The organism is Pseudarthrobacter sp. TE3704 (assembly GCF_056279405.1).
This window is the reverse complement of the sequence record NZ_JBWCCJ010000004.1, coordinates 274,615-297,386: the sequence shown is the minus strand read 5'-3', so window position 1 is coordinate 297,386 and position 22,772 is coordinate 274,615. Positions and strand designations below refer to the sequence as shown.

30 protein-coding genes are annotated in these 22,772 nt (G+C 63.4%); 27 read left to right on the top strand and 3 right to left on the bottom strand.

Going from position 1 to position 22,772, the window contains the following annotated elements:
* Positions 1-197 precede the first annotated feature (197 nt).
* The 3 genes from tuf to ACZ9BC_RS12495 all read left to right on the top strand — a co-directional run bounded on the left by tuf (position 198) and on the right by ACZ9BC_RS12495 (position 5,724).
* Positions 198-1,388, top strand: coding sequence for an elongation factor Tu (gene tuf, locus ACZ9BC_RS12505; RefSeq protein WP_050054308.1), 1,191 nt, complete (start codon positions 198-200; stop codon positions 1,386-1,388).
* Positions 1,389-1,540: 152 nt separating this feature from the next.
* Positions 1,541-5,569, top strand: a complete 4,029-nt coding sequence (locus ACZ9BC_RS12500) for a hypothetical protein (protein ID WP_476246198.1) — start codon at positions 1,541-1,543, stop codon at positions 5,567-5,569.
* Between the two features lie 29 nt (positions 5,570-5,598).
* The gene (locus ACZ9BC_RS12495) at positions 5,599-5,724 is read left to right on the top strand and encodes a hypothetical protein (RefSeq protein WP_476246197.1); all 126 of its coding nucleotides are present in this window, start codon (positions 5,599-5,601) and stop codon (positions 5,722-5,724) included.
* Positions 5,725-5,751: 27 nt separating this feature from the next.
* On the opposite strand, the gene ACZ9BC_RS12490 is transcribed toward ACZ9BC_RS12495, so the two are convergent.
* Entirely contained in the window at positions 5,752-7,191 is a 1,440-nt protein-coding gene (locus ACZ9BC_RS12490) for a GH1 family beta-glucosidase (protein ID WP_476246196.1), read from the bottom strand.
* Between the two features lie 399 nt (positions 7,192-7,590).
* On the opposite strand from ACZ9BC_RS12490, the gene rpsJ reads away from it, so the two are divergent.
* The 23 genes from rpsJ to map all read left to right on the top strand — a co-directional run bounded on the left by rpsJ (position 7,591) and on the right by map (position 20,845).
* Entirely contained in the window at positions 7,591-7,899 is a 309-nt protein-coding gene (gene rpsJ / locus ACZ9BC_RS12485; RefSeq protein WP_003803825.1) for a 30S ribosomal protein S10, read from the top strand.
* Positions 7,900-7,916: 17 nt separating this feature from the next.
* Positions 7,917-8,567 carry a 50S ribosomal protein L3 gene (rplC, locus tag ACZ9BC_RS12480; RefSeq protein ID WP_013601833.1) on the top strand — a complete coding sequence of 217 codons (651 nt, stop codon included), beginning with the start codon at positions 7,917-7,919 and terminating at the stop codon, positions 8,565-8,567.
* 4 nt (positions 8,568-8,571) lie between these two features.
* Positions 8,572-9,192 carry a 50S ribosomal protein L4 gene (gene rplD, locus ACZ9BC_RS12475; protein ID WP_079596672.1) on the top strand — a complete coding sequence of 207 codons (621 nt, stop codon included), beginning with the start codon at positions 8,572-8,574 and terminating at the stop codon, positions 9,190-9,192.
* Positions 9,189-9,494 carry a 50S ribosomal protein L23 gene (gene rplW, locus ACZ9BC_RS12470; protein ID WP_009358306.1) on the top strand — a complete coding sequence of 102 codons (306 nt, stop codon included), beginning with the start codon at positions 9,189-9,191 and terminating at the stop codon, positions 9,492-9,494. Before rplD ends, rplW begins: the two co-directional genes overlap by 4 nt.
* A 29-nt stretch (positions 9,495-9,523) precedes the next feature.
* The gene (gene rplB, locus ACZ9BC_RS12465; RefSeq protein WP_066293289.1) at positions 9,524-10,363 is read left to right on the top strand and encodes a 50S ribosomal protein L2; all 840 of its coding nucleotides are present in this window, start codon (positions 9,524-9,526) and stop codon (positions 10,361-10,363) included.
* A gap of 12 nt (positions 10,364-10,375) precedes the next feature.
* Positions 10,376-10,657 carry a 30S ribosomal protein S19 gene (rpsS, locus tag ACZ9BC_RS12460; protein ID WP_003803803.1) on the top strand — a complete coding sequence of 94 codons (282 nt, stop codon included), beginning with the start codon at positions 10,376-10,378 and terminating at the stop codon, positions 10,655-10,657.
* Between the two features lie 38 nt (positions 10,658-10,695).
* Positions 10,696-11,061, top strand: a complete 366-nt coding sequence (rplV, locus tag ACZ9BC_RS12455) for a 50S ribosomal protein L22 (protein ID WP_009358304.1) — start codon at positions 10,696-10,698, stop codon at positions 11,059-11,061.
* Positions 11,062-11,892 (top strand): 30S ribosomal protein S3, encoded by an 831-nt coding sequence (rpsC, locus tag ACZ9BC_RS12450; RefSeq protein WP_079596673.1) that lies wholly within the window; start codon positions 11,062-11,064, stop codon positions 11,890-11,892. It begins immediately after the preceding gene.
* Positions 11,893-12,309 carry a 50S ribosomal protein L16 gene (gene rplP, locus ACZ9BC_RS12445; protein WP_013601829.1) on the top strand — a complete coding sequence of 139 codons (417 nt, stop codon included), beginning with the start codon at positions 11,893-11,895 and terminating at the stop codon, positions 12,307-12,309.
* A 2-nt stretch (positions 12,310-12,311) separates the two neighbouring features.
* Positions 12,312-12,641 carry a 50S ribosomal protein L29 gene (rpmC, locus tag ACZ9BC_RS12440; RefSeq protein WP_018760452.1) on the top strand — a complete coding sequence of 110 codons (330 nt, stop codon included), beginning with the start codon at positions 12,312-12,314 and terminating at the stop codon, positions 12,639-12,641.
* Positions 12,638-12,943, top strand: coding sequence for a 30S ribosomal protein S17 (gene rpsQ, locus ACZ9BC_RS12435; RefSeq protein ID WP_013601827.1), 306 nt, complete (start codon positions 12,638-12,640; stop codon positions 12,941-12,943). Before rpmC ends, rpsQ begins: the two co-directional genes overlap by 4 nt.
* Before the next feature lie 737 nt (positions 12,944-13,680).
* Entirely contained in the window at positions 13,681-14,049 is a 369-nt protein-coding gene (rplN, locus tag ACZ9BC_RS12430) for a 50S ribosomal protein L14 (RefSeq protein WP_009358299.1), read from the top strand.
* 3 nt (positions 14,050-14,052) lie between these two features.
* Entirely contained in the window at positions 14,053-14,415 is a 363-nt protein-coding gene (rplX, locus tag ACZ9BC_RS12425; RefSeq protein ID WP_013601824.1) for a 50S ribosomal protein L24, read from the top strand.
* Positions 14,415-14,996, top strand: coding sequence for a 50S ribosomal protein L5 (gene rplE / locus ACZ9BC_RS12420; RefSeq protein ID WP_050054317.1), 582 nt, complete (start codon positions 14,415-14,417; stop codon positions 14,994-14,996). The genes rplX and rplE overlap by 1 nt, the downstream gene beginning before the upstream one ends.
* 88 nt (positions 14,997-15,084) lie before the next feature.
* Complete coding sequence (rpsH, locus tag ACZ9BC_RS12415) at positions 15,085-15,483, top strand: 30S ribosomal protein S8 (RefSeq protein ID WP_079596674.1); 399 nt, start codon at positions 15,085-15,087, stop codon at positions 15,481-15,483.
* A gap of 18 nt (positions 15,484-15,501) precedes the next feature.
* The gene (gene rplF, locus ACZ9BC_RS12410; protein WP_079596675.1) at positions 15,502-16,038 is read left to right on the top strand and encodes a 50S ribosomal protein L6; all 537 of its coding nucleotides are present in this window, start codon (positions 15,502-15,504) and stop codon (positions 16,036-16,038) included.
* A 2-nt stretch (positions 16,039-16,040) separates the two neighbouring features.
* Positions 16,041-16,424, top strand: coding sequence for a 50S ribosomal protein L18 (rplR, locus tag ACZ9BC_RS12405; RefSeq protein ID WP_079596676.1), 384 nt, complete (start codon positions 16,041-16,043; stop codon positions 16,422-16,424).
* Positions 16,421-17,143, top strand: coding sequence for a 30S ribosomal protein S5 (gene rpsE / locus ACZ9BC_RS12400; protein ID WP_476246195.1), 723 nt, complete (start codon positions 16,421-16,423; stop codon positions 17,141-17,143). Before rplR ends, rpsE begins: the two co-directional genes overlap by 4 nt.
* A 3-nt stretch (positions 17,144-17,146) precedes the next feature.
* Complete coding sequence (gene rpmD, locus ACZ9BC_RS12395) at positions 17,147-17,353, top strand: 50S ribosomal protein L30 (RefSeq protein WP_028269574.1); 207 nt, start codon at positions 17,147-17,149, stop codon at positions 17,351-17,353.
* The gene (rplO, locus tag ACZ9BC_RS12390) at positions 17,354-17,845 is read left to right on the top strand and encodes a 50S ribosomal protein L15 (protein WP_079596678.1); all 492 of its coding nucleotides are present in this window, start codon (positions 17,354-17,356) and stop codon (positions 17,843-17,845) included.
* A 216-nt stretch (positions 17,846-18,061) separates the two neighbouring features.
* Entirely contained in the window at positions 18,062-19,372 is a 1,311-nt protein-coding gene (gene secY / locus ACZ9BC_RS12385) for a preprotein translocase subunit SecY (RefSeq protein ID WP_079596679.1), read from the top strand.
* Positions 19,373-19,377: 5 nt separating this feature from the next.
* Positions 19,378-19,947 carry an adenylate kinase gene (locus ACZ9BC_RS12380; RefSeq protein ID WP_176156829.1) on the top strand — a complete coding sequence of 190 codons (570 nt, stop codon included), beginning with the start codon at positions 19,378-19,380 and terminating at the stop codon, positions 19,945-19,947.
* A gap of 70 nt (positions 19,948-20,017) precedes the next feature.
* The gene (map, locus tag ACZ9BC_RS12375) at positions 20,018-20,845 is read left to right on the top strand and encodes a type I methionyl aminopeptidase (RefSeq protein ID WP_476246194.1); all 828 of its coding nucleotides are present in this window, start codon (positions 20,018-20,020) and stop codon (positions 20,843-20,845) included.
* Positions 20,846-20,921: 76 nt separating this feature from the next.
* On the opposite strand, the gene ACZ9BC_RS12370 is transcribed toward map, so the two are convergent.
* Positions 20,922-21,143, bottom strand: coding sequence for a helix-turn-helix domain-containing protein (locus ACZ9BC_RS12370; RefSeq protein WP_275729757.1), 222 nt, complete (start codon positions 21,141-21,143; stop codon positions 20,922-20,924).
* Positions 21,143-21,634 carry a DUF2975 domain-containing protein gene (locus tag ACZ9BC_RS12365; RefSeq protein ID WP_476246193.1) on the bottom strand — a complete coding sequence of 164 codons (492 nt, stop codon included), beginning with the start codon at positions 21,632-21,634 and terminating at the stop codon, positions 21,143-21,145. The genes ACZ9BC_RS12370 and ACZ9BC_RS12365 overlap by 1 nt, the downstream gene beginning before the upstream one ends.
* Before the next feature lie 109 nt (positions 21,635-21,743).
* Here ACZ9BC_RS12365 and ACZ9BC_RS12360 point away from each other — a divergent pair, with 109 nt between their 5' ends.
* Entirely contained in the window at positions 21,744-22,700 is a 957-nt protein-coding gene (locus ACZ9BC_RS12360) for a P1 family peptidase (RefSeq protein WP_476246192.1), read from the top strand.
* The last annotated feature ends 72 nt before the right edge of the window (positions 22,701-22,772 follow it).

Genomic DNA, 22,772 nt, shown 5'->3' with positions numbered 1-22,772 from the left:
AGCACAGCCGGTGCAGGTGGCCGGGTACGGTCAAGGCGGTTTCCGGCCATCTGCACGAACAGGCTCGAGGGACTAGTATTAGTTCCTGAATCTGCAATTTCACCAATCCAAAGCCCCCCAAGTAGACTTACCTGAGTTTCCGCCGCGACAAGCGCGGCTGAAGGGTATGTCATTTGAAAACGTTCTAGGAGGAACCTGTGGCAAAGGCAAAGTTCGAGCGGACTAAGCCGCACGTTAACATCGGCACCATTGGTCACGTTGACCACGGTAAGACGACGTTGACGGCCGCCATTTCCAAGGTGCTGTACGACAAGTACCCGACTCTCAACGAGAAGCGTGACTTCGCGTCGATCGACTCTGCACCCGAAGAGCGTCAGCGCGGCATTACCATCAACATCTCCCACGTTGAGTACCAGACCGAGAAGCGCCACTACGCACACGTAGACGCTCCCGGTCACGCTGACTACATCAAGAACATGATCACCGGTGCTGCCCAGATGGACGGCGCAATCCTCGTGGTTGCTGCTACCGATGGCCCCATGGCTCAGACCCGCGAGCACGTTCTGCTCGCCCGCCAGGTTGGTGTCCCCTACCTGCTGGTCGCGCTGAACAAGTCCGACATGGTTGACGACGAAGAGCTCCTCGACCTCGTCGAAATGGAAGTTCGTGAGCTCCTCAGCTCGCAGGGCTTCGATGGCGATGAGGCTCCGGTTGTTCGCGTTTCCGGCCTGAAGGCCCTGGAAGGCGACCCCGAGTGGGTCAAGTCCGTTGAGGACCTGATGGCAGCTGTCGACGAGTCCGTTCCGGACCCCGTACGTGACCGCGACAAGCCGTTCCTGATGCCGATTGAAGACGTCTTCACCATCACCGGCCGTGGCACCGTTGTTACGGGCCGCGCCGAGCGTGGAACCCTCGCCATCAACTCCGAGGTCGAGATCGTCGGCATCCGCCCGGTCCAGAAGACCACGGTTACCGGTATCGAGATGTTCCACAAGCAGCTCGACGAAGCATGGGCCGGCGAGAACTGTGGCCTGCTGCTCCGTGGCCTGAAGCGCGACGATGTCGAGCGTGGCCAGGTTGTCGTCAAGCCGGGTTCCATCACCCCGCACACCGACTTCGAGGCTAACGTCTACATCCTGTCCAAGGACGAAGGCGGACGTCACAACCCGTTCTACTCCAACTACCGCCCGCAGTTCTACTTCCGTACCACGGACGTAACCGGCGTTATCACCCTGCCCGAGGGCACGGAAATGGTTATGCCTGGCGACAACACTGAGATGACCGTTGCGCTCATCCAGCCCATCGCTATGGAAGAGGGCCTCGGCTTCGCAATCCGCGAAGGCGGCCGCACCGTTGGTTCAGGACGCGTTACCAAGATCATCAAGTAGGCCTTGCTGATCAACGGATGCCCGGGATGTAGTCCCGCATAGTCCATGGAAAACCCCGCTGCTGTGTGCAGCGGGGTTTTCTTTTGCTAAAGTTAATCCACTCATTGGATTAATAGCGGCAATACCTTGCTGCTTCCTGGAAGGGCCCTGGCATGAGGGACGAATCATACGAAGCCGGGTACCGGGCCGGCCACCTGCAGGGCTGGCTGGACGCAATGGCAAAAGTAGCTCCAGACCAGCCGCAAAGAGCGGCTGTCCAGCAGGCGGCTGGTATGCCGCCAATGGCTTTGCCAGCGGCACCGAGGGCTGTGTCGCCCCGGGTTGTCCAGGCGCAGCCGGTGCCGAGGCCCCGGCCAGTCATTCAACGACCAACCCCGCAGAAACCGGCCCGCCCGCCCGAAACTCCGGCGGAGCGGCAGGCACGCCGTGAGCGTCGTGACCGGCAAAACATCAACGTCACCCTGTACGTGGCCAGTCTGCTTCTCGTGGCGGCCGCCGCGTTGTTTGTAGGGACCGGCCTTCCGCCGACGCTCCGGTTCGCCGGGGTCTGCGCTGTCGCCTCCTTGTTCTATGCCTCGGGGTTTGTCCTCCAAAGCAAGGTGCCCCGGCTGAAGCCTGCTGCCGTGGCCTTCACCGGCACCGGGCTCGCGCTGGTTCCCGTGATCGGCCTGGCGCTGTACAACTTCGCCTGGCACAACGGGCCTGCTGCGTGGCTGACCACGTCCGTCATCGGAACCGTTGCCTACATCGTGGCCGCCCTTCGGCTCGAGAGCCGGGTCCTGGCGTACCTCTCCCTGACCTTCGTCATCTCCACGGCATGGTCGGGAATTGCAGTGCTGGGCGCGGCCCTGGTCTGGTACTTCGTTGTGCTCATCGGCGTGGCAGTGATCCTGACGGTGCTGTCCCTGGTGAAGCCGGGCTGGCTCCCGCCCTTGTTCGTGAGGCCACTGGCCACCCTGCATCCGGTTGTGGTTCCAGCAGTGGCCGTGGCGGTGACCTTCTTCCCGCTTTTGACGCGTGTGGAGTACGCAACGGTGATGGGCTTATGCGGTACGTACTTCGGCGTTGTGGCAGCCGTGCCGGCTGCGCAGTACCGGGTGCGCAATTTCTATGCTGCGAGGGCTGCCCTCACGGTGGCGGCTGCAATTGCCGCCTGGGAGCTGACCGGGTACGCAGCTGATGCCCTGTTCACCGCAGGAGCAGCGCTTGCAGTCCAGGCCATTGCCGTTGCCTACAACGGAAAGCGGCTGGACGCGTGGTTCCCGCCTGTGCCCGCCCAGGCCTTACGCCTGGGCAGCCGGACGAAGACGTCCGACGGCGGCGCCTGGGTGAGGCGGGGCCGCTGGCAGGGTGACGCCCTGGTAACTTTCTCGGCAGAGTTTGTACTGACGGCGGCCTTCGCTGGGACTGTCATTCTTGGGACCGCGTTTGCTCCCGGAACAGAAGGCGGTGGTAGGGTCCCGCTGTGGCTCCCTCTGTTCCTTCTGCTGCTGACCGGTTTTGTGTTGGGTGCCAGGTTGGGAGCGGCTGAGCAGTTTCTGCCGTTCACGGTCTTGGCGCTTGCAGGGCTGGTACTCCCGAGCTTGGGGGAGTGGGCTTTCGCCGCGATGCTGGTGCTGGCGTCGGCCATCTGGCTGGTCCGGGGACTGCGGACGGGCAGCGAGCTGCGGCGTCTGGTGATGTTCAATGCCAGGGTGGCGGTTACCCTGGCGGTGCCCTCGGTAGTGGCAGCGTTTACGGAGGGGCGGGCGCAGGACCAGTCCGTGTGGTTCAGCCTCGTAGCCGCCGCGGCCGGGCAGCAACTGCTCTCCGCGGCACTTCAGCGCGCGGGACGTTCCGTGCTGGCGCCGCAGGCCACGCTCATTGGTTTCTCCGGCCTGGGTGTGGCAGGGGTTGCGGCCCTGGCTGCCGAGGGTGGAGCGGGCAGCTCGCTGACCTCGAGCGCGATCCTGCTGCAGGTGGCGGCAGCCTGCGCCGTTGGCCTGCTGCTGGTTCCCCGCCCTGCGGAGGACGGCGGCTGGCGCGCCAGCGTGGGTGAAGTGCTGCCGCCGGTGACCGTGGCCGTAATGGTGGGGTTCGCATTCCAGTGGGTGTCGCTGGGCGCCGGAAACGCTGCCTTGTTAACGCTTCTGGCCTATCTGGCCGGAACCGGGCTGCGCCTTCCTGCGCGCCTGCACCGCTGGAGCTACTGGTGGCTGGGCCGCGCAACGGGAACGCTTCTGGCCATCACGGCTTTTGAGCAGCTAACCCGGACTGCAGGGGCTCCTGTCCTGGGCGGTGAGGACGTTCAACCGGCTGCCGTCCTGGACTTGGTGCTTGGGCTCCAGGTGGCACTGGTCCTGGCCACGTACCTGCTGCACCGGGCGCCGCGGGGCGCGGTCATCGACGCCGGCTGTGTCATCCTTTTGCAGGTGGCAGCGTGCGCGTTCCTGGCGCCGCTTGGTGAAGGAAGCCGGCAGAACGTCATAGTCCCTGCCATTGCCGCCGTTTCCGCGGCAGGGGCAGGCTATGTGTTGCGGCGGGAAGCAGGCGCACCGTGGTTCGCTCCGGCGTCGTTCGTTGTCCTGATGTTCCTGTCCGCAGGCAACCTGACGCTTGTGGAGTTGCTGCTGGCCATCTTCGCGCTTTTTGCCGCTGTGATGGTGGCCGCCGCCCCTCAGTCGGTGCGTAAGGGCTGGTACTTCGTCGCAGCAAGGGTGCTCACAGCCGCCCTGGCCGTGGTCTTCAGCTACGACGTCACGGCGTCCCCCGCAGCGGTGTCAGTGACCTTCGCCGGGGTCCTTGTGGCGCAGCATGCCGTGCGCTGGGTGATGCGCTTCCGCCTGCAGACCGTCCCCTTCCAGCAGGCGGCTGTGTGGATAACCCTGGGCAGCCAAGCAACTCTTCCGCTCATTTATGCCTTGCAGTACGGCCGGAACGGCAATGACGACGGCGGCCGCTGGGTGGTGCTCCTCGAACTCGCTCTGCTGCTGGCATCGGCTGCCGTGGCCCGGCGCCTGTTCGCCGCCCGCGGGGCGCTGTACTTCGGCGTCTGGGCGCTCCTGTTTGCCGTTTTCACGCTGAGCCCGTTCGTATCCTTCGGCGAGGCGACCCTGTTCACCTACACGGGAACGGCCATCGCCCTGCTGCTGCCGGGACTTTCGGCGGCAGCAATCGGTGCGCTGTGGAGGCGTCGGAATATCGAGCTCCCCGGCATTGAGCGCTGGCTATGGCTGGTTGCCGCCCTGTCCTTCACCCTCGCCGCATTGGTTGTTGCGCCGAGGGCGGCCGACTGGGTTGCCGGGGCGGCCGTCCTTGCCCTTGCGGCAGTGCTTTTCACCGCCTCACACGTCGAGCGGACCCCGGCCCTGTATCCGCCCGCAGCACTGGGTGTCCTGGTGGGCGCCTTGATGCTCGCCTCCGTAGTGGCCGGGGACTACGAGGGGGAGTGGGGCCGCTATCTTCCGTGGCTGACCGGGCCGGGCGTGGCGGCCGCTGGGCTCTACGCCGTCCGGTGGGCCCGTGCCGGCGGGCTGGTGCAGGATCCGGTACGGCGCTGGTCACTGGCCGGAGCCACCCTCCTGGGGATCGGCGCCACCGCAGCGGCCGGGCTGCAGTCCGACGCGACGGCGTGGGTGGGCGCTGCCGCACTTGCCTGCACTGCCGCCGTCGCAATCCTCGAAGCGCCACCCGCGCTGCGCCGGATGCTTGCGGAACTGGGTGTCCTCGCTGTCGTGGCGGCGGTACAGCGGGCTGCCTTCTTTGAGCTGGACACATGGGACCTGCCCCACCCGTTCTGGGTGGCCCAGTGGTACGTGGTGCTGGGCGCGATACTTGCCGCCCTGCGTTATCGGTCCGGACATGAGGCCGTGGGCCGCACCATCGCCGGAGCTTCGGGCATCCTGCTCACGCTGTCCGGCGCCGGCGTGGTTTTCGGCGGCAGCGGGGGCCAACAGTTGTGGCTCCTGGTCCTGTTGGCCGTGATGCTGGTGGCCGGCCTCGCACTGGGTGACCGGCTCTTCGTGCGCTGGGGCGCAGGCGGCGTGGCTGCCTGCATCCTGTGGGCAATGCGGGAGTACACGTTCGCGCTGTTGGCGCTGATCGCCGTCGGACTCATTGCGTTTGCCGTGTGGCGGCTCAACCGCAGCACGGGAACCGCAACAGCCGGCAGCAAGGACAGGCCTGCCCGGAACCTCCCCTGATACTGTTGCAGCATTGAGAGGAGTTCATCATGGGATGGCTTATTTTCCTGATTATCGCGGTTGCGGTGGTGGCCGGGGTGTTCTGGGCCAAGAAGCACTTCCGTCACGAGATTGAGCGCGCCAAGCGCATCAACCGGGCCAACAAGAACCAGTAGCCCTCATCGGCGGAAACCCAGGGCGGACTACTGGCCCGCCTTGGTTTTGCGCGCCCGGCTGAGGGCCTGGTACCAGTAGTAGGACTGCTTCGGCGTACGTTCCTGGGTTTCAAAGTCCACGTGCACCAGGCCGAACCGCTGCGAATAGCCGGCGGCCCATTCGAAGTTGTCCATCAGGGTCCACACATAGTAGCCGCGCAGGTCTACGCCGGAGGCGATTCCGCCCGGGGACGTGGCGTCCAGGGCAGCGCGCAGGTGGGTGGCCAGGTACTGCACCCGTTCGTCATCCTGGAGGATGCCCGACACCTTGTCGGGCTCCGGGAAGCTCGCGCCGCCTTCGGTGATGTACACCGGCGGGAGGGCGTCCCCGTAGCGGTCCTTGAGCTCCTTGAGCAGGATGCCCAGGTGCTCGGGAGCCACCGGCCAGCCGAACCCCGTGCTGTCGAACTCCGGGTAGCCCACCTCATGGAAGGGCAGCCGGGCCACGGCCTTGTGCATGTCCGCGGGGATGGGAGCCACGCCTCGGCCGATCGCCACCTTGACGGGGAAGTAGTAGTTGAGGCCGTAGAAATCCAGGGGCTGGTGGATGGTGCGCAGGTCCGCGTCGGAGATCCGGCCGATGGAACGCAGCCACGGCCGTGCGTACACGGGCAGGGTGGGGTAACGGCCCAGCAGGACAGGGTCGGCGTAGATCCGGTTCATCAGCAGGTCATAGAGATGCGCCACGAGCCGGTCGCCGATCTTCCGGGACGCGGGCCGGATGGGCGCATGGAGGTTGGTGACTCCCACCGTGCCGGTGACGCCCGCCGCCCGCAGCGCCTGGGCGCCGAGCCCGTGGGCTAGGAGCTGGTGGTGGATGGAGGGAAGGGCGTCGAACATCAGCGCGTGGCCGGGGGCGTGGACACCCAGGGCATAGCCGTTCAGGGTTACCGAGACCGGCTCATTGAGCGTCACCCACTGGGTCACACGGTCTCCGAACCGTTCGGCCGCCGCCGCGGCGTAGTCGCCAAAGCGTTCCGCGGTTTCGCGGTTCATCCAGCCGCCCCGGTGCTCCAGGGGCAGGGGAGTGTCCCAGTGGTACAGGGTGGCCATGGGGGAAACGCCGGCGGCCAGCAGTTGGTCGATCAGCCGGTCGTAGAAGTCCAGGCCCTCCTGGTTGAAGCTTCCCCGGCCGTCCGGCTGGATCCTCGGCCAGGACAGCGAGAAACGGTAGGAATCCACGCCGAGCTCCTGCAGCAGGGCCACATCCTCGGGCAGCCTGTTGTAGTGGTCGCACGCCACTGCGGGAGAGTGCCCGTCCACGATAGCCCCGGGTTTCTCGGCGAACGCATCCCAGCCGGAGGGGCCGCGGCCGCCCTCACTGAGGGCGCCTTCAATCTGGAACGCCGCTGCCGCGACGCCCAGGGTGAACGACGGCGGCATGCGGTTGGCCAGTTCCGTTACCGATTCAGTGCTTTCCAGCGTCATCTCCTTATCATCCATTCGGAAGGAACAGAGGGCAATGACCCCGCTGCGGCGCCCTGAAAAGGGGCGATTCGCATCTGCCGGGGTTTTCCGGCATACTAGATGAGTTGTTCAAGCGCTTCTTCGTGTCCCGATCCGGATAATGCCGGGTGTCAGGGTCCAAGTGGAAGACCAAACATAACCCACCCCAATGGAACTGCGGATTTGTATGCGTGCTGAGCGCGACACGCCCGACCGCGGGGGTCGGTTACGCCGGCAAGGTGAGGAACCCGGATTCATCCGGATTCAGTTTGTGCGGCGGATGGTGGTTACGACCTCAATTGCTTCGGCAGCCATACAACGAGTAAGTGAACAGGGCAGCCCCAACCAGGGGAAGCACAGACTGAAAGAGAGTCAGGCGACATGGCGGGACAAAAAATCCGCATCCGGCTGAAGTCATACGACCACGAGGTCATTGACGTTTCAGCACGGAAGATCGTTGAGACGGTCACGCGCGCAGGCGCAACGGTAGTGGGCCCCGTGCCGCTGCCGACGGAGAAGAACGTGTACTGCGTTATCCGCTCTCCGCACAAGTACAAGGACAGCCGCGAGCACTTTGAAATGCGCACGCACAAGCGTCTTATCGACATCATCGATCCCACGCCGAAGGCTGTTGACTCGCTCATGCGTCTCGACCTGCCGGCTGACGTGAACATCGAAATCAAGCTGTAGGGAGGTGCTGAGAAACTATGACCGCAACCCGTAACGTAAAGGGCCTGCTGGGCACGAAGCTCGGCATGACCCAGGTCTGGGACGAGAACAACAAGCTCATCCCCGTCACTGTGGTCCAGGCAGACTCGAACGTCATCACCCAGCTGCGCAACGCAGAAGCTGATGGCTACGTCGCCGTTCAGATCGGCTACGGCCAGATCGATCCCCGCAAGGTCACCAAGCCGCTGGCTGGTCACTTTGAGAAGGCAGGCGTCACGCCTCGCCGCCACGTCGTCGAACTCCGTACCGCAGATGCTGCTGAGTACGAGCTGGGCCAGGAGCTCTCCGTAGAGGTCTTCGAAGCCGGCCAGAAGATCGACGTCATCGGCACCACCAAGGGTAAGGGCTTCGCCGGTGTTATGAAGCGTCACGGCTTCCACGGCGTTGGAGCTTCCCACGGTGCCCACAAGAACCACCGTAAGCCCGGTTCAATCGGTGGCGCATCCACCCCGAGCCGCGTCTTCAAGGGCATGAAAATGGCCGGCCGCATGGGCGCCGTTCGTCACACCACGCTGAACCTCACGGTTCACGCGGTTGACGTCGAGAAGTCGCTGCTCCTGATCAAGGGCGCCGTTCCCGGCGCCCGCGGCCAGGTCGTACTCGTACGCACCGCCGTGAAGGGAGCCTAGTTCAATGGCTAACACTGTCCAGGTTGACCTGCCTGCAGAGATCTTCGACGTCCAGACCAACGTGCCGCTGCTGCACCAGGTTGTCGTTGCCCAGCTCGCTGCTGCTCGCCAGGGTACCCACAAGACCAAGACCCGCGCTGAAGTTTCCGGTGCAGGACGCAAGCCGTTCAAGCAGAAGGGCACCGGCCGCGCCCGTCAGGGTTCCATCCGTGCTCCTCACATGACCGGCGGTGGCGTTGTCCACGGTCCCACCCCGCGTGACTACAGCCAGCGCACCCCCAAGAAGATGATTGCTGCTGCACTGCGCGGCGCACTGTCTGACCGGGCCCGCAACGGACGCATCCACGTTGTCGCTGAACTGGTTGCAGGCGACAAGCCTTCGGCCAAGAACGCACTGGCAACGCTTCGCGGTGTTTCCGACCGCAAGAACCTGCTGGTCGTCATCGAGCGCGCCAACGATGTTGCTGCACTGTCCGTGCGTAACCTCGCCGGTGTTCACGTTCTGTACGCAGACCAGCTGAACACCTACGACGTTCTCGTGTCTGATGACGTTGTCTTCACCAAGGCTGCCTACGAAGCATTCGTTGCCGCCAAGGCAGCTAAGAACGAGGAGGATGCCAAGTGAGCGCAGCCACCATCAAGGATCCCCGCGACGTCGTGCTTGCACCCGTCGTGTCGGAAAAGAGCTACGGCCTGATCGACGAGGGCAAGTACACCTTCCTGGTGGACCCCCGGTCGAACAAGACCGAGATCAAGCTGGCCGTGGAGAAGATCTTCTCCGTCAAGGTCGAATCGATCAACACCATCAACCGTGCCGGTAAGCGCAAGCGCACCAAATTCGGATGGGGTACCCGCAAGAACACCAAGCGTGCGATTGTCACCCTCAAAGAAGGCACCATCGACATCTTCGGCGGTCCGCTCTCGTAGCGGAGACCACTTTAACGAGGAAATAAATTATGGGAATCCGTAAATACAAGCCGACTACCCCGGGCCGTCGTGGCTCGAGCGTAGCGGACTTCACCGAAATCACGCGGTCGACGCCGGAAAAGTCGTTGGTACGTCCGCTGCCCAAAAAGGGCGGCCGTAACAACACCGGTAAGATCACCACCCGTCACAAGGGTGGCGGACACAAGCGCCAGTACCGTCTGATCGACTTCCGTCGCCACGACAAGGACGGCGTTGACGCCCGCGTTGCCGAAATCGAGTACGATCCGAACCGCACGGCTCGCATCGCCCTCCTGCACTACGTTGATGGCACCAAGCGTTACATCATCGCCCCGAACAAGCTGTCCCAGGGTGACTTCGTAGAGGCAGGTGCCAACGCTGACATCAAGCCTGGCAACAACCTGCCCCTGCGCAACATCCCCGTGGGTACCGTTATCCACGCAGTTGAACTGCGTCCGGGTGGCGGCGCCAAGATGGGCCGCTCCGCCGGTGCATCCATCCAGCTTGTTGCCAAGGAAGGCCGCTTCGCCCAGCTGCGTCTGCCTTCCGGCGAAATCCGCAACGTTGACGTGCGCTGCCGCGCAACCGTCGGCGAGGTGGGCAACGCAGAGCAGTCGAACATCAACTGGGGCAAGGCTGGCCGCATGCGCTGGAAGGGCGTCCGCCCGACCGTCCGTGGTGTCGCCATGAACCCGGTTGACCACCCGCACGGTGGTGGTGAGGGTAAGACGTCCGGTGGACGTAACCCCGTCAACCCGAACGGTAAGCGGGAAGGCCGCACGCGCCGCCCCAACAAAGAGAGCGACAAGCTTATTGTTCGTCGCCGTCGTACTGGCAAGAACAAGCGATAGGAGCCTGGACACATGCCACGCAGCCTGAAAAAAGGTCCTTTCGTTGACCAGCACCTCTTTGTGAAGGTAGCCAGGGAAAACGAAAAGGGCACCAAGAACGTCATCAAGACCTGGTCCCGCCGTTCGATGATCATCCCCGACATGCTCGGACACACGATCGCCGTACACGACGGACGCAAGCACATCCCGGTGTTTGTCACTGAGTCGATGGTCGGGCACAAGCTCGGCGAATTCGCTCCCACGCGGACATTCCGCGGCCATGTCAAGGACGACCGTAAGGGCAAGCGCCGCTAGGCGCCTGCACTTACGTCAAAGACGAGAGAAGGAAAGCAATGGAAGCCAAGGCAATTGCGCGCCACATCCGCGTAACGCCTATGAAGGCCCGGCGCGTCGTCAACCTTGTTCGTGGTTTGCAAGCGAATGAGGCTCTGGCAATTCTGAAGTTTGCCCCGCAGGCAGCTTCGGAGCCGGTATTCAAGGTAGTACAGTCGGCAATCTCCAACGCCCGGGTCCTCGCGGACCGCGACGGCGTGGCGTTTGACGAAGGCGACCTCATCATCAGCGAAGCGTTTGTTGATGAAGGCCCGACCATGAAGCGGTTCCAGCCGCGTGCCCAGGGTCGTGCATTTCAGATCAAGAAGCGCACCAGCCACATCACCGTGGTAGTCGCTACCCCGGAGAAAGAGGAGGCTCGCTAAGTGGGACAGAAAGTAAACCCGCACGGGTTCCGACTCGGCATCACCACCGATCACGTATCGCACTGGTTCGCTGACAGCACCAAGGCCGGCCAGCGGTACAAGGACTTCGTTCGCGAAGACATCCGCATCCGCCAGCTCATGTCCACGGGCATGGAGCGCGCCGGTATCGCCAAGGTTGAGATCGAGCGCACCCGTGACCGCGTCCGCGTGGACATCCACACGGCCCGTCCCGGCATCGTCATCGGCCGCCGTGGAGCAGAAGCAGACCGCATCCGCGGCGAGCTCGAAAAGCTCACCGGCAAGCAGGTCCAGCTGAACATCCTCGAGGTCAAGAACCCCGAGATGGAAGCCCAGCTTGTTGCCCAGGGCGTTGCAGAGCAGCTGACTTCACGTGTGGCTTTCCGCCGCGCCATGAAGAAGGCCATGCAGTCCGCACAGCGTGCAGGTGCCAAGGGCATCCGTATCGCCTGCTCCGGTCGACTGGGCGGCGCTGAAATGTCCCGCTCGGAGTTCTACCGCGAAGGCCGTGTGCCCCTGCACACCCTCCGCGCGAACATCGACTACGGCTTCTACGAAGCCAAGACCACCTTCGGCCGCATCGGCGTGAAGGTCTGGATCTACAAGGGTGACGTCACCGCCAAGGAACTGGCCCAGCAGGCCGCTTCCGCCCCGTCCCGCGGCCGCTCCGGCGACCGTCCGGGCCGTCCGGGTGGCGCTGACCGTGGTGACCGCCGCCGTCGCAACGACCGCCCGGCCGCTGACGCAGCTCCTGCTGCAGAAGCACCGGCAGTTGAAGCAGCACCTGCTGCTGCAGAAGGAGGACAGGCTTAAATGCTTATCCCACGTCGAGTCAAGCACCGTAAGCAGCACCACCCGGGTCGTTCCGGCGCTGCTACGGGCGGCACCAAGGTCTCCTTCGGTGAGTACGGCATCCAGGCCCTGAGCCCGGCATACGTCACCAACCGTCAGATCGAGTCTGCACGTATCGCGATGACCCGCCACATCAAGCGTGGCGGCAAGGTCTGGATCAACATCTACCCGGACCGTCCCCTGACCAAGAAGCCTGCCGAAACCCGCATGGGTTCCGGTAAGGGTTCACCGGAATGGTGGGTCGCAAACGTCAAGCCGGGCCGGGTTCTCTTCGAGATCTCCGGTGTCGAAGAATCGGTAGCACGCGAGGCGCTGCGCCTGGCAATCCACAAGCTCCCGTTGAAGGCACGCATTCTGCGTCGCGAAGGTGGTGAATAGAAATGGCAGTAGGATCCAAGGATCTGGCTCCCGCACAGCTGGACGGTTTCGACAACGAGCGTCTCGTTGAAGAACTCCGCAAGGCCAAGGAAGAGCTGTTCAACCTGCGTTTCCAGTCCGCCACCGGACAGCTGGAGAACCACGGTCGTCTGCGCGCGGTAAAGAAGGACATCGCCCGCATCTACACCGTTCTCCGTGAGCGCGAGCTGGGCATTCGTGCCGAGGTTGCCGCACCGGTTGTGGAAGCCAAGGAAGAAAAGAAGTCCAAGAAGGCAGCAACCAAGAAGGCCGAGAAGGCTGAAACGGTTGAGACCGAGGAGGATGCCAAGTGAGTGAAAAGGACGAGAACGTGACGGAAACTGCTACCGCAGCCACGGCTGAGCAGCGCGGTTACCGCAAGACGCGTCGCGGCTACGTGGTCTCGGACAAGATGGAAAAGACCATCGTTGTCCAGGTTGAGGACCGCGTGAAGCACGCCCTGTACGGCAAGGTCATCCGCCGTACCTCCAAGGTCAAGGCTCACGACGAGAACAACACCGCCGGCATCGGCGACCTCGTTGTCATCGCCGAGACCCGTCCGCTGTCCGCCACCAAGAACTGGCGGCTCGTGGAAATCCTCGAGAAGGCCAAGTAGCACCTGCTGCTTAGCTGGAAGCCCTCGCTCCCTCCGGAGCGGGGGCTTCCTCGTTTAACGCGGGTGCCGTCACGGGCAGCCCACTTTTGAGGAGCTTACGACGGCGGCGCCGCGGCTTTGCGGGGGGAGTGGCACCAAAAGTGGGCCAAAAGGGTGCCTTCCGTGCCGCCGTCGTCCGCCCTCCCCACCCTCTCTCACCTTTCGCCGTCATTTTGGCAACGCTCTCTCACCTGATGCAGGTTTTGGGAGGACCCTCTCTCGCTTTCCTCAGGAAAGTGAGAGAGCGTCGGTAAAAAGTCCGCATTAGGTGAGAGAGCGTCGGTTGAAAATGCGCATCAGGTGAGAGAGCGTGCGACGGCGGCGCCGCGGCTTTGCGGGGGGAGTGGCACCAAAAGTGGGCCAAAAGGGTGCGCTGCGTGCCGCCGTCGTCCGTCTTGCGGGGGAGCGCTGCCGGGTGATATGGGGACTGCGCGAAACTGTGCTAAGATTTTGAGTTTGTATGGCGCCTTTCGTGCGCCGTCATCAAACCTCGTAAACAAGCGTGCCAAGGCATAGTGCCCCCTTGCGCCCGGGATCCGTCCCGGACCGGATGGGAGCAACTGCTGTTGGCACGGGCGTTTAGGCCTGGTCTGGCAAAATCCAGGCAGGTCAAGAGACACCCCGATCAACCGTTCCGCAAGGCTCATTCCGTAGGAAGATTTTCGGTCTGAGAACCGGCGCGACGCAAGGAGTAAATAGTGATTCAGCAGGAGTCGCGACTCAAGGTCGCCGACAACACGGGTGCTAAGGAAATCCTTACCATTCGCGTTCTCGGTGGATCCGGCCGTCGCTACGCAGGCATCGGTGACGTCATTGTCGCCACCGTCAAGGACGCAATTCCGGGCGGCAACGTAAAGAAGGGCGATGTTGTCAAGGCAGTCATCGTCCGTACCAAGAAGGAACGCCGCCGTGCGGATGGTTCCTACATCAAGTTTGACGAGAACGCAGCTGTGATCCTGAAGGGCGACGGTGACCCCCGCGGTACCCGTATCTTCGGACCGGTTGGTCGTGAACTCCGTGACAAGAAGTTCATGAAGATCGTTTCTCTGGCTCCGGAGGTGCTCTAGTCCATGGCTGCAAAGATCAAGAAGGGTGACCTCGTTCAGGTCATCACTGGCGCCAAGGCTGAGCGCGGCGGCGACCGCGGCAAGCAGGGCAAGGTCCTGCGCGTGTTCACCGACACCAACCGAGTGTTGGTCGAAGGCATCAACCGCGTAACCAAGCACACCAAGGTCGGTCAGTCGCAGCGCGGCACCAAGACCGGTGGCATCGAGGTTGTTGAAGCCCCGATCCACATCTCCAACGTGGCCCTGGTTGACCCGTCCACCAAGAAGCCCACCCGCGTTGGCTTCCGCACTGAGACCGTTGAGCGCAACGGCAAGCAGCGCGAAGTCCGCATCCGCGTGGCCAAGAGCTCAGGGAAGGACATCTAATGACTGAGACTCTCGAGACTCCGGCAACGAAGATCGTTCCTCGTCTGAAGACCAAGTACGCCGAATCCATCAAGAGCACGCTCATTGAGGAATTCAAGTACGAAAACGTCAACCAGGTTCCGCGCCTCGTCAAGGTCGTTGTGAACATGGGTGTTGGAGATGCCGCCAAGGACTCCAAGCTGATCGACGGCGCTGTCCGCGATCTGACCCAGATCACCGGCCAGAAGCCGCAGGTAACCAAGGCCCGCAAGTCGATCGCACAGTTCAAGCTGCGCGAAGGCATGCCCATCGGTGCACACGCTACCCTCCGTGGTGACCGCATGTGGGAATTCCTGGACCGCCTGGTCACCCTCGCACTGCCCCGTATCCGCGACTTCCGCGGCCTGTCCGGCAAGCAGTTCGATGGCAACGGCAACTACACCTTCGGTCTGACCGAGCAGGTTATGTTCCACGAAATCGACCAGGACAAGATCGACCGCACCCGCGGTATGGATATCACGGTTGTTACCACTGCAAAGACCGATGACGAAGGCCGCGCGCTGCTGAAGGCGCTTGGCTTCCCGTTCAAGGCCGAAGACTAATCTAACTACGTAAAAGGTCCGGCGGTACGGCTCCCACCTGTGGAAGCGGCACCGCGGAAACCGTTATGAGGAAGGGCAAGAGCCCACAATGACAATGACAGATCCTGTCGCAGACATGCTCACGCGTCTGCGCAACGCAAACTCGGCATACCACGACACCGTGTCCATGCCGTACAGCAAGCTCAAGGCACGCGTCGCCGACATCCTCAAGGCCGAAGGCTTCATCGCCGGCTGGAAGGAAGAAGACGCGGAGGTCGGCAAGAAGCTGACCATCGAGCTCAAGTTCGGACCGAACCGCGAGCGTTCCATCGCTGGCGTTCGCCGTATCTCCAAGCCGGGCCTGCGTGTTTACGCAAAGTCCACCAACCTGCCGCACGTGCTGGGTGGCCTGGGTGTCGCAATCCTGTCCACCTCTTCCGGCCTCCTGACTGACAAGCAGGCCGGCAAGAAGGGCGTGGGCGGCGAAGTCCTCGCGTACGTCTGGTAACGGGAAAGGAAGAGAATAATGTCACGTATTGGACGTCTCCCCATCACCGTTCCTGCCGGCGTTGAGGTCAAGGTTGACGGCTCTGTCGTCAGCGTCAAGGGTGCCAAGGGCGAGCTGAACCACACTGTGGCCAGCCCGATCGAGGTCTCCCTGGAAGCAGACACCCTGACCGTCGCCCGCCCGAACGACGAGCGCGCATCCCGCTCTCTCCACGGCCTGACCCGCACCCTGATCTCCAACATGATCGAGGGCGTCACCAAGGGCTACGAGAAGAAGCTTGAAATCGTCGGTACCGGTTACCGCGTTCAGGCCAAGGGATCTGACCTTGAGTTCGCTCTCGGTTTCAGCCACCCGGTTAACGTCTCCGCACCGGAGGGCATCACCTTTGCAGTTGAGACCCCGACCAAGCTCTCTGTTTCAGGTATCAACAAGCAGCAGGTCGGCGAGGTTGCTGCCAACATTCGCAAGCTGCGGAAGCCGGACCCCTACAAGGGCAAGGGCATCCGTTACGCCGGCGAAGTCATCCGCCGCAAGGTCGGAAAGGCTGGTAAGTAACCATGGCCATCTCAATTAACAAGAAGCGTACGAACAAGAGCAAGTCTGCTTCGCGCAGCCGCCGCCAGCTTCGTATCCGTAAGCGCATCTCCGGTACGGCTGTACGTCCTCGTCTGGTCGTCAACCGCTCCGCACGCCACGTATTCGTCCAGGTTGTCGATGACACCAAGGGCCTGACCGTAGCGAGCGCGTCCACTCTGGAAGCCGACCTTCGTGCATTCGACGGTGACAAGACTGCCAAGGCCAAGCGCGTTGGCGAGCTCGTCGCCGAGCGTGCCAAGGCTGCCGGTATCGAAGCTGTTGTCTTCGACCGCGGTGGTAACAAGTACCACGGCCGGATCGCCGCCGTCGCTGACGGTGCACGTGAAGGTGGGCTGTCACTGTGACGGAAGCAAACAAGGAAAAGGACACTGTGTCTGCAGATCAGAAGGCTACTGAAACCGTAGCTGCCGCTGAGACCACTGCCCCCGCAGCTGCCGACGACCGCCGTGGTGGCGCTCGTCGCGGCGAGCGTGGCGACCGTGGCCAGGGCCGCGGCGAGCGTGGTGGCCGTGGTGGCCGCGACGGCGGCCGTGAAGCCGAGAAGAGCCAGTTCGTAGAGCGCGTCGTCACCATCAACCGCGTTTCCAAGGTGGTCAAGGGTGGTCGTCGCTTCAGCTTCACCGCTCTGGTCGTCGTCGGTGACGGCAACGGCATGGTCGGCGTGGGCTACGGCAAGGCTAAGGAAGTTCCTGCCGCAATCGCGAAGGGCGTTGAAGAGGCCAAGAAGTCCTTCTTCCGCGTTCCCCGCGTTGGCAACACCATCCCGCACCGCGTTCAGGGTGAGGCTGCTGCAGGCGTCGTAATGCTGCGTCCGGCCTCCGCCGGTACCGGTGTTATCGCCGGTGGCCCGGTCCGTGCAGTACTGGAGTGCGTGGGCATCCACGACATCCTCTCCAAGTCGCTCGGTTCCTCCAACGCCATCAACATCGTTCACGCGACCGTTGATGCCCTGAAGCGCCTCGAAGAGCCGGCAGCAGTGGCAGCACGCCGCGGCCTGCCCCTCGACGAGATCGCTCCGCCGGCACTGGTGAAGGCCCTCCTGAACCCGAAGGCAGGTGTCTAAGTTATGGCTAAGAACCTGATCCCCTCCGACACCCAGTTGGAGATCACTCAGATCAAGTCCGCCATTGGCGGCAAGCAGAACCAGCGCGACACCCTGCGGTCCCTCGGCCTGAAGCGGATCGGACACACCGTTGTCCGCACCGCCGACGCCGTCACCGTCGGAATGCTCAACACGGTTCCGCACCTGGTAAAGGTAGAGGAGGCGAAGTAAATGGCAGAGAACACTGCTGACAAGGCACAGAGCGCCGCTGCTGACAAGCAGAACGCCCTGAAGGTTCACCACCTGCGTCCCGCTCCGGGTGCCAAGACCGCCAAGACCCGTGTTGGTCGTGGTGAGGCATCCAAGGGTAAGACCGCCGGTCGTGGCACCAAGGGTACTGCAGCCCGCTACCAGGTCAAGGCTGGCTTTGCCGGCGGCCAGCTGCCGCTGCACATGCGCCTGCCGAAGCTGCGCGGCTTCAAGAACCCGTTCCGGGTTGAGTTCCAGGTTGTAAACCTGGACAAGCTCAACGAGCTGTTCCCGGAAGGTGGCGCAGTCACCGTGGAGAACCTGGTCGAAAAGGGTGCAGTTCGCAAGAACCAGCCCGTCAAGGTGCTGGGCACCGGCGACATCACCGTCAAGGTTGACGTCACCGCCCACGCATTCTCGGCCAGCGCCGCTGAAAAGATTGCTGCAGCAGGCGGAAGCACCACCGCTCTCTAGAGCCGGTGGGCGCCAAGCCCGTTGTTGAACTCCCGGTGACCGGGGCCAAGGCCCTGGTCACCGGGAGTTTTTCACATCCACCCGACGTATTTTTCCCGCCACCGGGCGCACGGGCGCCGCCGCGGATTGTTCGCATGGCGCATCCAACCGTTAGACTCGGTTGTTGGGATTATTGAGCCCCATCACACCACTCTTATAAACACCACAGGAGGACGCTTGCTTAGCGCATTTGGCCGGGCCTTTCGCACGCCTGATCTGCGACGCAAGTTGTTGTTCACGCTGGGAATCATCACCATCTTCCGCTTGGGTGCTTTCATTCCCTCGCCTGGTGTGGACTACCAGAATGTCCAGCAATGCTTGCAGAACGGTCAGACGGCAGGCGGGCTCTACCAGCTCGTTAACCTGTTCAGCGGCGGCGCGTTGCTCCAGGTGTCCATCTTCGCCCTGGGCATCATGCCGTACATCACGGCCAGCATCATCGTCCAGCTGCTCCGGGTGGTCATTCCCCGCTTCCAGCAGCTGTACGAAGAAGGCGCTTCGGGCCAGTCCAAACTGACCCAGTACACCCGGTACCTCACCATTGCCCTGGGCCTGCTGAACGCCACCACCCTGGTGTCCCTGGCCCGCTCCGGGCAGCTGCTTCCCGGCTGTGCGCTCCCGATCATCCCTGACGACAGCGTCATCACCACCATCCTGATCATCATCACCCTGACGGCCGGCACCGGCCTGATCATGTGGATGGGCGAGCTCGTCACGGAGAAGGGCGTGGGCAACGGCATGTCCCTGCTCATCTTCACCTCCATCGCAGCGACGTTCCCCACCTCCCTCGGCGCCATCTGGAGCTCGCAGGGGCCGGCAACGTTCTTCACCGTCCTGGCCGTCGGCCTGCTGACCGTGGCACTGGTGGTCTTCGTGGAGCAGTCACAGCGCCGTGTCCCGGTGCAGTACGCAAAGCGCATGATCGGACGCCGCACCGTGGGTGGAACCAGCACCTACATTCCCATCAAGGTGAACATGGCCGGTGTTATCCCGGTGATCTTCGCTTCCTCCATGCTCTACCTGCCCGGCCTGATTGCACAGTTCAACCAGCCCGCCGCCGGTGAGCAGCTCCAGCCGTGGGTCGAATGGATCAACAACAACCTGGTCCGCGGCGACCAACCGATCTACATGGTCCTGTACTTCGCCATGATCGTGTTCTTCACCTACTTCTATGTCGCGATCACCTTCAACCCTGAAGAAGTGTCCGACAACATGAAGAAGTACGGCGGCTTCATTCCAGGTATCCGCGCCGGTAAACCGACCGCTGACTACCTGCAGTACGTGCTCTCCCGGATCACCCTGCCCGGCGCCCTCTACCTGGGCTTCGTGGCACTGATTCCGCTGGTGGCACTGGTACTGATCAACGCAAACCAGAACTTCCCGTTCGGTGGCACCTCGATCCTGATCATGGTGGGCGTTGGCCTGGAGACCGTCAAGCAAATTGATGCGCAGCTACAACAACGTCACTACGAAGGGCTTTTGCGATGACGAGAATGCTGATTATTGGACCTCCCGGTTCGGGCAAGGGTACGCAGGCGGAAAGGATCTCGGAGCGCCTCGGCGTTGTTGCGATCTCCACCGGCGACATCTTCCGCGCCAATGTAAAGGGCGAAACGCCGCTTGGCATCGAAGCCAAGAAGTACATGGATGCGGGCGACTTTGTTCCGGACAGCGTCACCAACAAGATGGTGCGCGACCGCCTCAGCGAGGCCGACGTCGAAAGCGGCTTCCTGCTGGACGGCTACCCGCGCACCACCGCGCAGGTGGATTACCTCGACGAGATCCTCGCCAAGGGCGACGAGAAGCTCGACGTCGTCCTGCAGCTGACTGCCGATGATGAGGAGCTGGTCCACCGCCTCCTCGGCCGGGCCAAGGAAACGGGCCGGAGCGACGACAACGAAGCCGTCATCCGCCACCGCCTTGACCTTTACCACGAGCAGACCGAAGCCGTGGTGGCGAAGTACGCCGAGCGCGGCATCCTCACCCAGGTTGACGGCATCGGCCCGATCGATGAAGTGACCGACCGCGTGATGCAGGCCATCAAGGCGGCGCAGGCGGCCTGATCCAGGCACTGATTTCCGAGGCTCCTCCCGGTACACGGGAGGAGCCTCAGCCATTTGAAAGGAACACACCATGGCCTTTGGCCAGCCCCGCATCGAATACAAGAACAACGCCCAGATGCGCACCATGCACGAGGCAGGACTGGTCCTGAGCCGTGCCCTGGACGCTGCTGTTGCCGCCGCGGTGCCCGGTGTGACCACCAAGCACCTCGACGACGTGTTCGCCGCCGTCCTGAACGAAGCCGGCGCGAAGTCCAACTTCCTCGGGTACCACGGCTTCCCGGCCACCATCTGCACGTCCGTCAATGACGAGGTGGTGCACGGCATCCCGGGCAGCCGCGTGTTGCAGGACGGAGACATTATCTCGATCGACGGCGGTGCCATCGTGGACGGCTGGCACTCCGATTCGGCGCGGACCGTCATCGTGGGAACCGCCGATCCCGAGGACCAGCGACTCTCGGACGTCACCAACGCAGCCATGTGGCGGGGGATCGCGGCGCTGGCCACCGGCACGCACGTGGGCGACATCGGCGCGGCCATCGACGACTATGTCTCCTCCGTCCCCGGAAAGCCACTGGGCATCCTCGAGGACTACGTGGGGCACGGCATCGGCTCCGAGATGCACATGGCGCCGGACGTCCTGAACTACCGCACCAACCACCGCGGGCCCAAGATCAAGCCCGGCCTGTGCCTCGCGATCGAGCCCATGCTGGTGCGCGGCGGCATTGAGACCGCCGTGCTCGAAGACGACTGGACCGTGGTGACCACCGACGGCAAGCGTTCCTGTCAGTGGGAGCATTCCGTAGCCGTCCACGAGAAGGGCATCTGGGTGCTTTCGGCGCCCGACGGCGGAGCGGAGCACCTTGTGCCGCTCGGCGTCACCCCCGTGCCCATCCCCTAGCGCATGTAGGTAGCAGTAGTTGTCGTTATAGCGCGCCAAAACGACAACTACTGCTACCTAGTTGGGGAACGCCCTCTTAGTCTTCCGAAGCGCCGTCCGGCACCCACCGCAGGAGGTCGCCGGGCTGGCACTCCAGCACCTCGCACAGGGCCTCGAGCGTGGTGAACCGGACCGCCTTGGCCCGCCCGTTCTTGAGTACCGCCAGGTTCGCCGGCGTGATCCCCACGCGCTCGGCGAGCACGCCGACCGGCATCTTCCGCTTGGCCAGCGCCACATCGATATCAACGATGATCGCCATCAGATCACCTCGTCCAGCTCGGAGCGCAGGTGCTTGGCCTCGGCCTCACGGGCCACCGCCTGCGCCAGGAGCGTCCGGAGCACCAGCACGATCAGTGCCACGCCAGCGATCATGAGCGATGCGCCGCAGATCAGCAGGACGACGCCAGGCGCCACCTCTCCCGGAGCCAGCAGCACGGCGATCCCGAACATCAGCAGCGACGCCACCGCAATGGCGCCGAAGATCACGTCAACGTAGCGGAACGCGCCGTGGGAGAAGACCGTCCCCTTGCGCACCATGGTCAGCAGCCGCCAGACGCATACCGCCGTGACCTGGACGCAGACGATGCCCAGGACCACAATCGCCAGCAGCGCGATGCGCGGGCCGGTGGGTGCGCCCGCTTCCTCCATGTCGATGGACAGCAGCGGCACCATCCATACCTGCACGAACAGTGAACCGGCGAGGACCAGCGCAATGACGATGCGCAGCGCCAGGACCGTTAGCTTTCCCATGAACTTCTCCTTTATCGGGCAACAATCGGATTCTATCGATACTCAATAGGTTGGGCAATGCCGTGCTGCGGCGGCGGGCCGGCGGTGCGGGGCGGGGCAGAATGGGCGCATGGGATCCCTCACTGATGTGCCCGGTATCCGGGTTGGCCATGTCCAGCGGAACGACGCCGGCTGGCTCACCGGGGTGACGGTGGTCCTGCCGCCGCCGGGCACTGTGGGCTCGGTTGATGTGCAGGGCGGCGGGCCGGCCACGCACGAGACCGATGCGCTGGATCCCACCAGCCTTGTCAGTGTTGTGGATGCCGTGGTGCTGACCGGCGGCAGCGCCTACGGCCTCGCCTCCGCTGGCGGCGTCCAGAGGTGGTGCGAGGAGAACGGCAGAGGCTTCGCCGTTCCCGGGGGAGTGGTTCCCATCGTCCCGGCGGCAGGGATCTTCGACCTGGGCCGCGGCGGCAACTTTTCCGCACGTCCGACGCCGGCCATGGGCTACGCGGCGACGGCGGCGGCTGCGGGGGAGAAGGAAGGGCACGACGTCGGGCGCGGCAACGTGGGTGCCGGCACCGGGGCGCTTCTGGGCAGGACCTACAAGGGTGGCGTAGGCACGGCGTCAGTCACCCTGGAAAGCGGCATTGTGGTTGCGGCGCTGGCCGTGGTTAATGCCCTCGGGCTGCCGATAGTTAACCCCACTCCGGTGGTTGAGCCTGCCAAAACGCTGGATTTCGACAAGCTCAATCACCCGCGGCCGCTGAACACGACCCTTGTTGTGGTCGCCACCAATGCCGTTCTGGACGCGGCCGAGTGCAAGCGGACTGCTGCCGCTTCGCACGCCGGGATCGCCCGGGCGCTTAATCCGAGCCACACCCTCGCTGACGGGGACGCCGTCTTCTGCCTGGCAACGGGAGGATTGGCGCTCGACCGGAGCGACGAAACAGCCCGGCAGATCAGTCTCATCACGCTGCAAAGCGCGGCAGCCGACGTCGTCCGCTTGGCCATCCTGGATGGCGTGGCCAGTGCGGAACCCGTCAGCACTCCGGCCGGGGATTATGGTGTGTACGGTGCCGAGTAGGTTACTATTGCCGATTTAACTTTTACGGCGAGACAGAGTAGTGTTGTTTGTTGGTTGTCTGGACTGCCGCGC

Bases quoted from the DNA above. Each gene is read 5' to 3' on its own strand.
- rplP (WP_013601829.1), top strand. From the start codon at position 11,893: ATGCTTATCCCACGTCGAGTCAAGCACCGTAAGCAGCACCACCCGGGT.
- ACZ9BC_RS12360 (WP_476246192.1), top strand. From the start codon at position 21,744: ATGGGATCCCTCACTGATGTGCCCGGTATCCGGGTTGGCCATGTCCAG.
- rplF (WP_079596675.1), top strand. From the start codon at position 15,502: ATGTCACGTATTGGACGTCTCCCCATCACCGTTCCTGCCGGCGTTGAG.
- rplC (WP_013601833.1), top strand. From the start codon at position 7,917: ATGACCGCAACCCGTAACGTAAAGGGCCTGCTGGGCACGAAGCTCGGC.
- rpsJ (WP_003803825.1), top strand. From the start codon at position 7,591: ATGGCGGGACAAAAAATCCGCATCCGGCTGAAGTCATACGACCACGAG.
- rpmC (WP_018760452.1), top strand. From the start codon at position 12,312: ATGGCAGTAGGATCCAAGGATCTGGCTCCCGCACAGCTGGACGGTTTC.
- map (WP_476246194.1), top strand. From the start codon at position 20,018: ATGGCCTTTGGCCAGCCCCGCATCGAATACAAGAACAACGCCCAGATG.
- rplB (WP_066293289.1), top strand. From the start codon at position 9,524: ATGGGAATCCGTAAATACAAGCCGACTACCCCGGGCCGTCGTGGCTCG.
- ACZ9BC_RS12495 (WP_476246197.1), top strand. From the start codon at position 5,599: ATGGGATGGCTTATTTTCCTGATTATCGCGGTTGCGGTGGTGGCCGGG.
- ACZ9BC_RS12365 (WP_476246193.1), bottom strand. From the start codon at position 21,634: ATGGGAAAGCTAACGGTCCTGGCGCTGCGCATCGTCATTGCGCTGGTC.
- rplD (WP_079596672.1), top strand. From the start codon at position 8,572: ATGGCTAACACTGTCCAGGTTGACCTGCCTGCAGAGATCTTCGACGTC.
- rplE (WP_050054317.1), top strand. From the start codon at position 14,415: ATGACTGAGACTCTCGAGACTCCGGCAACGAAGATCGTTCCTCGTCTG.
- rpmD (WP_028269574.1), top strand. From the start codon at position 17,147: ATGGCTAAGAACCTGATCCCCTCCGACACCCAGTTGGAGATCACTCAG.
- rpsS (WP_003803803.1), top strand. From the start codon at position 10,376: ATGCCACGCAGCCTGAAAAAAGGTCCTTTCGTTGACCAGCACCTCTTT.
- rplV (WP_009358304.1), top strand. From the start codon at position 10,696: ATGGAAGCCAAGGCAATTGCGCGCCACATCCGCGTAACGCCTATGAAG.
- rplX (WP_013601824.1), top strand. From the start codon at position 14,053: ATGGCTGCAAAGATCAAGAAGGGTGACCTCGTTCAGGTCATCACTGGC.
- ACZ9BC_RS12380 (WP_176156829.1), top strand. From the start codon at position 19,378: ATGCTGATTATTGGACCTCCCGGTTCGGGCAAGGGTACGCAGGCGGAA.
- ACZ9BC_RS12500 (WP_476246198.1), top strand. From the start codon at position 1,541: ATGAGGGACGAATCATACGAAGCCGGGTACCGGGCCGGCCACCTGCAG.
- ACZ9BC_RS12490 (WP_476246196.1), bottom strand. From the start codon at position 7,191: ATGACGCTGGAAAGCACTGAATCGGTAACGGAACTGGCCAACCGCATG.
- rplO (WP_079596678.1), top strand. From the start codon at position 17,354: ATGGCAGAGAACACTGCTGACAAGGCACAGAGCGCCGCTGCTGACAAG.
- rpsH (WP_079596674.1), top strand. From the start codon at position 15,085: ATGACAATGACAGATCCTGTCGCAGACATGCTCACGCGTCTGCGCAAC.
- ACZ9BC_RS12370 (WP_275729757.1), bottom strand. From the start codon at position 21,143: ATGGCGATCATCGTTGATATCGATGTGGCGCTGGCCAAGCGGAAGATG.
- rplR (WP_079596676.1), top strand. From the start codon at position 16,041: ATGGCCATCTCAATTAACAAGAAGCGTACGAACAAGAGCAAGTCTGCT.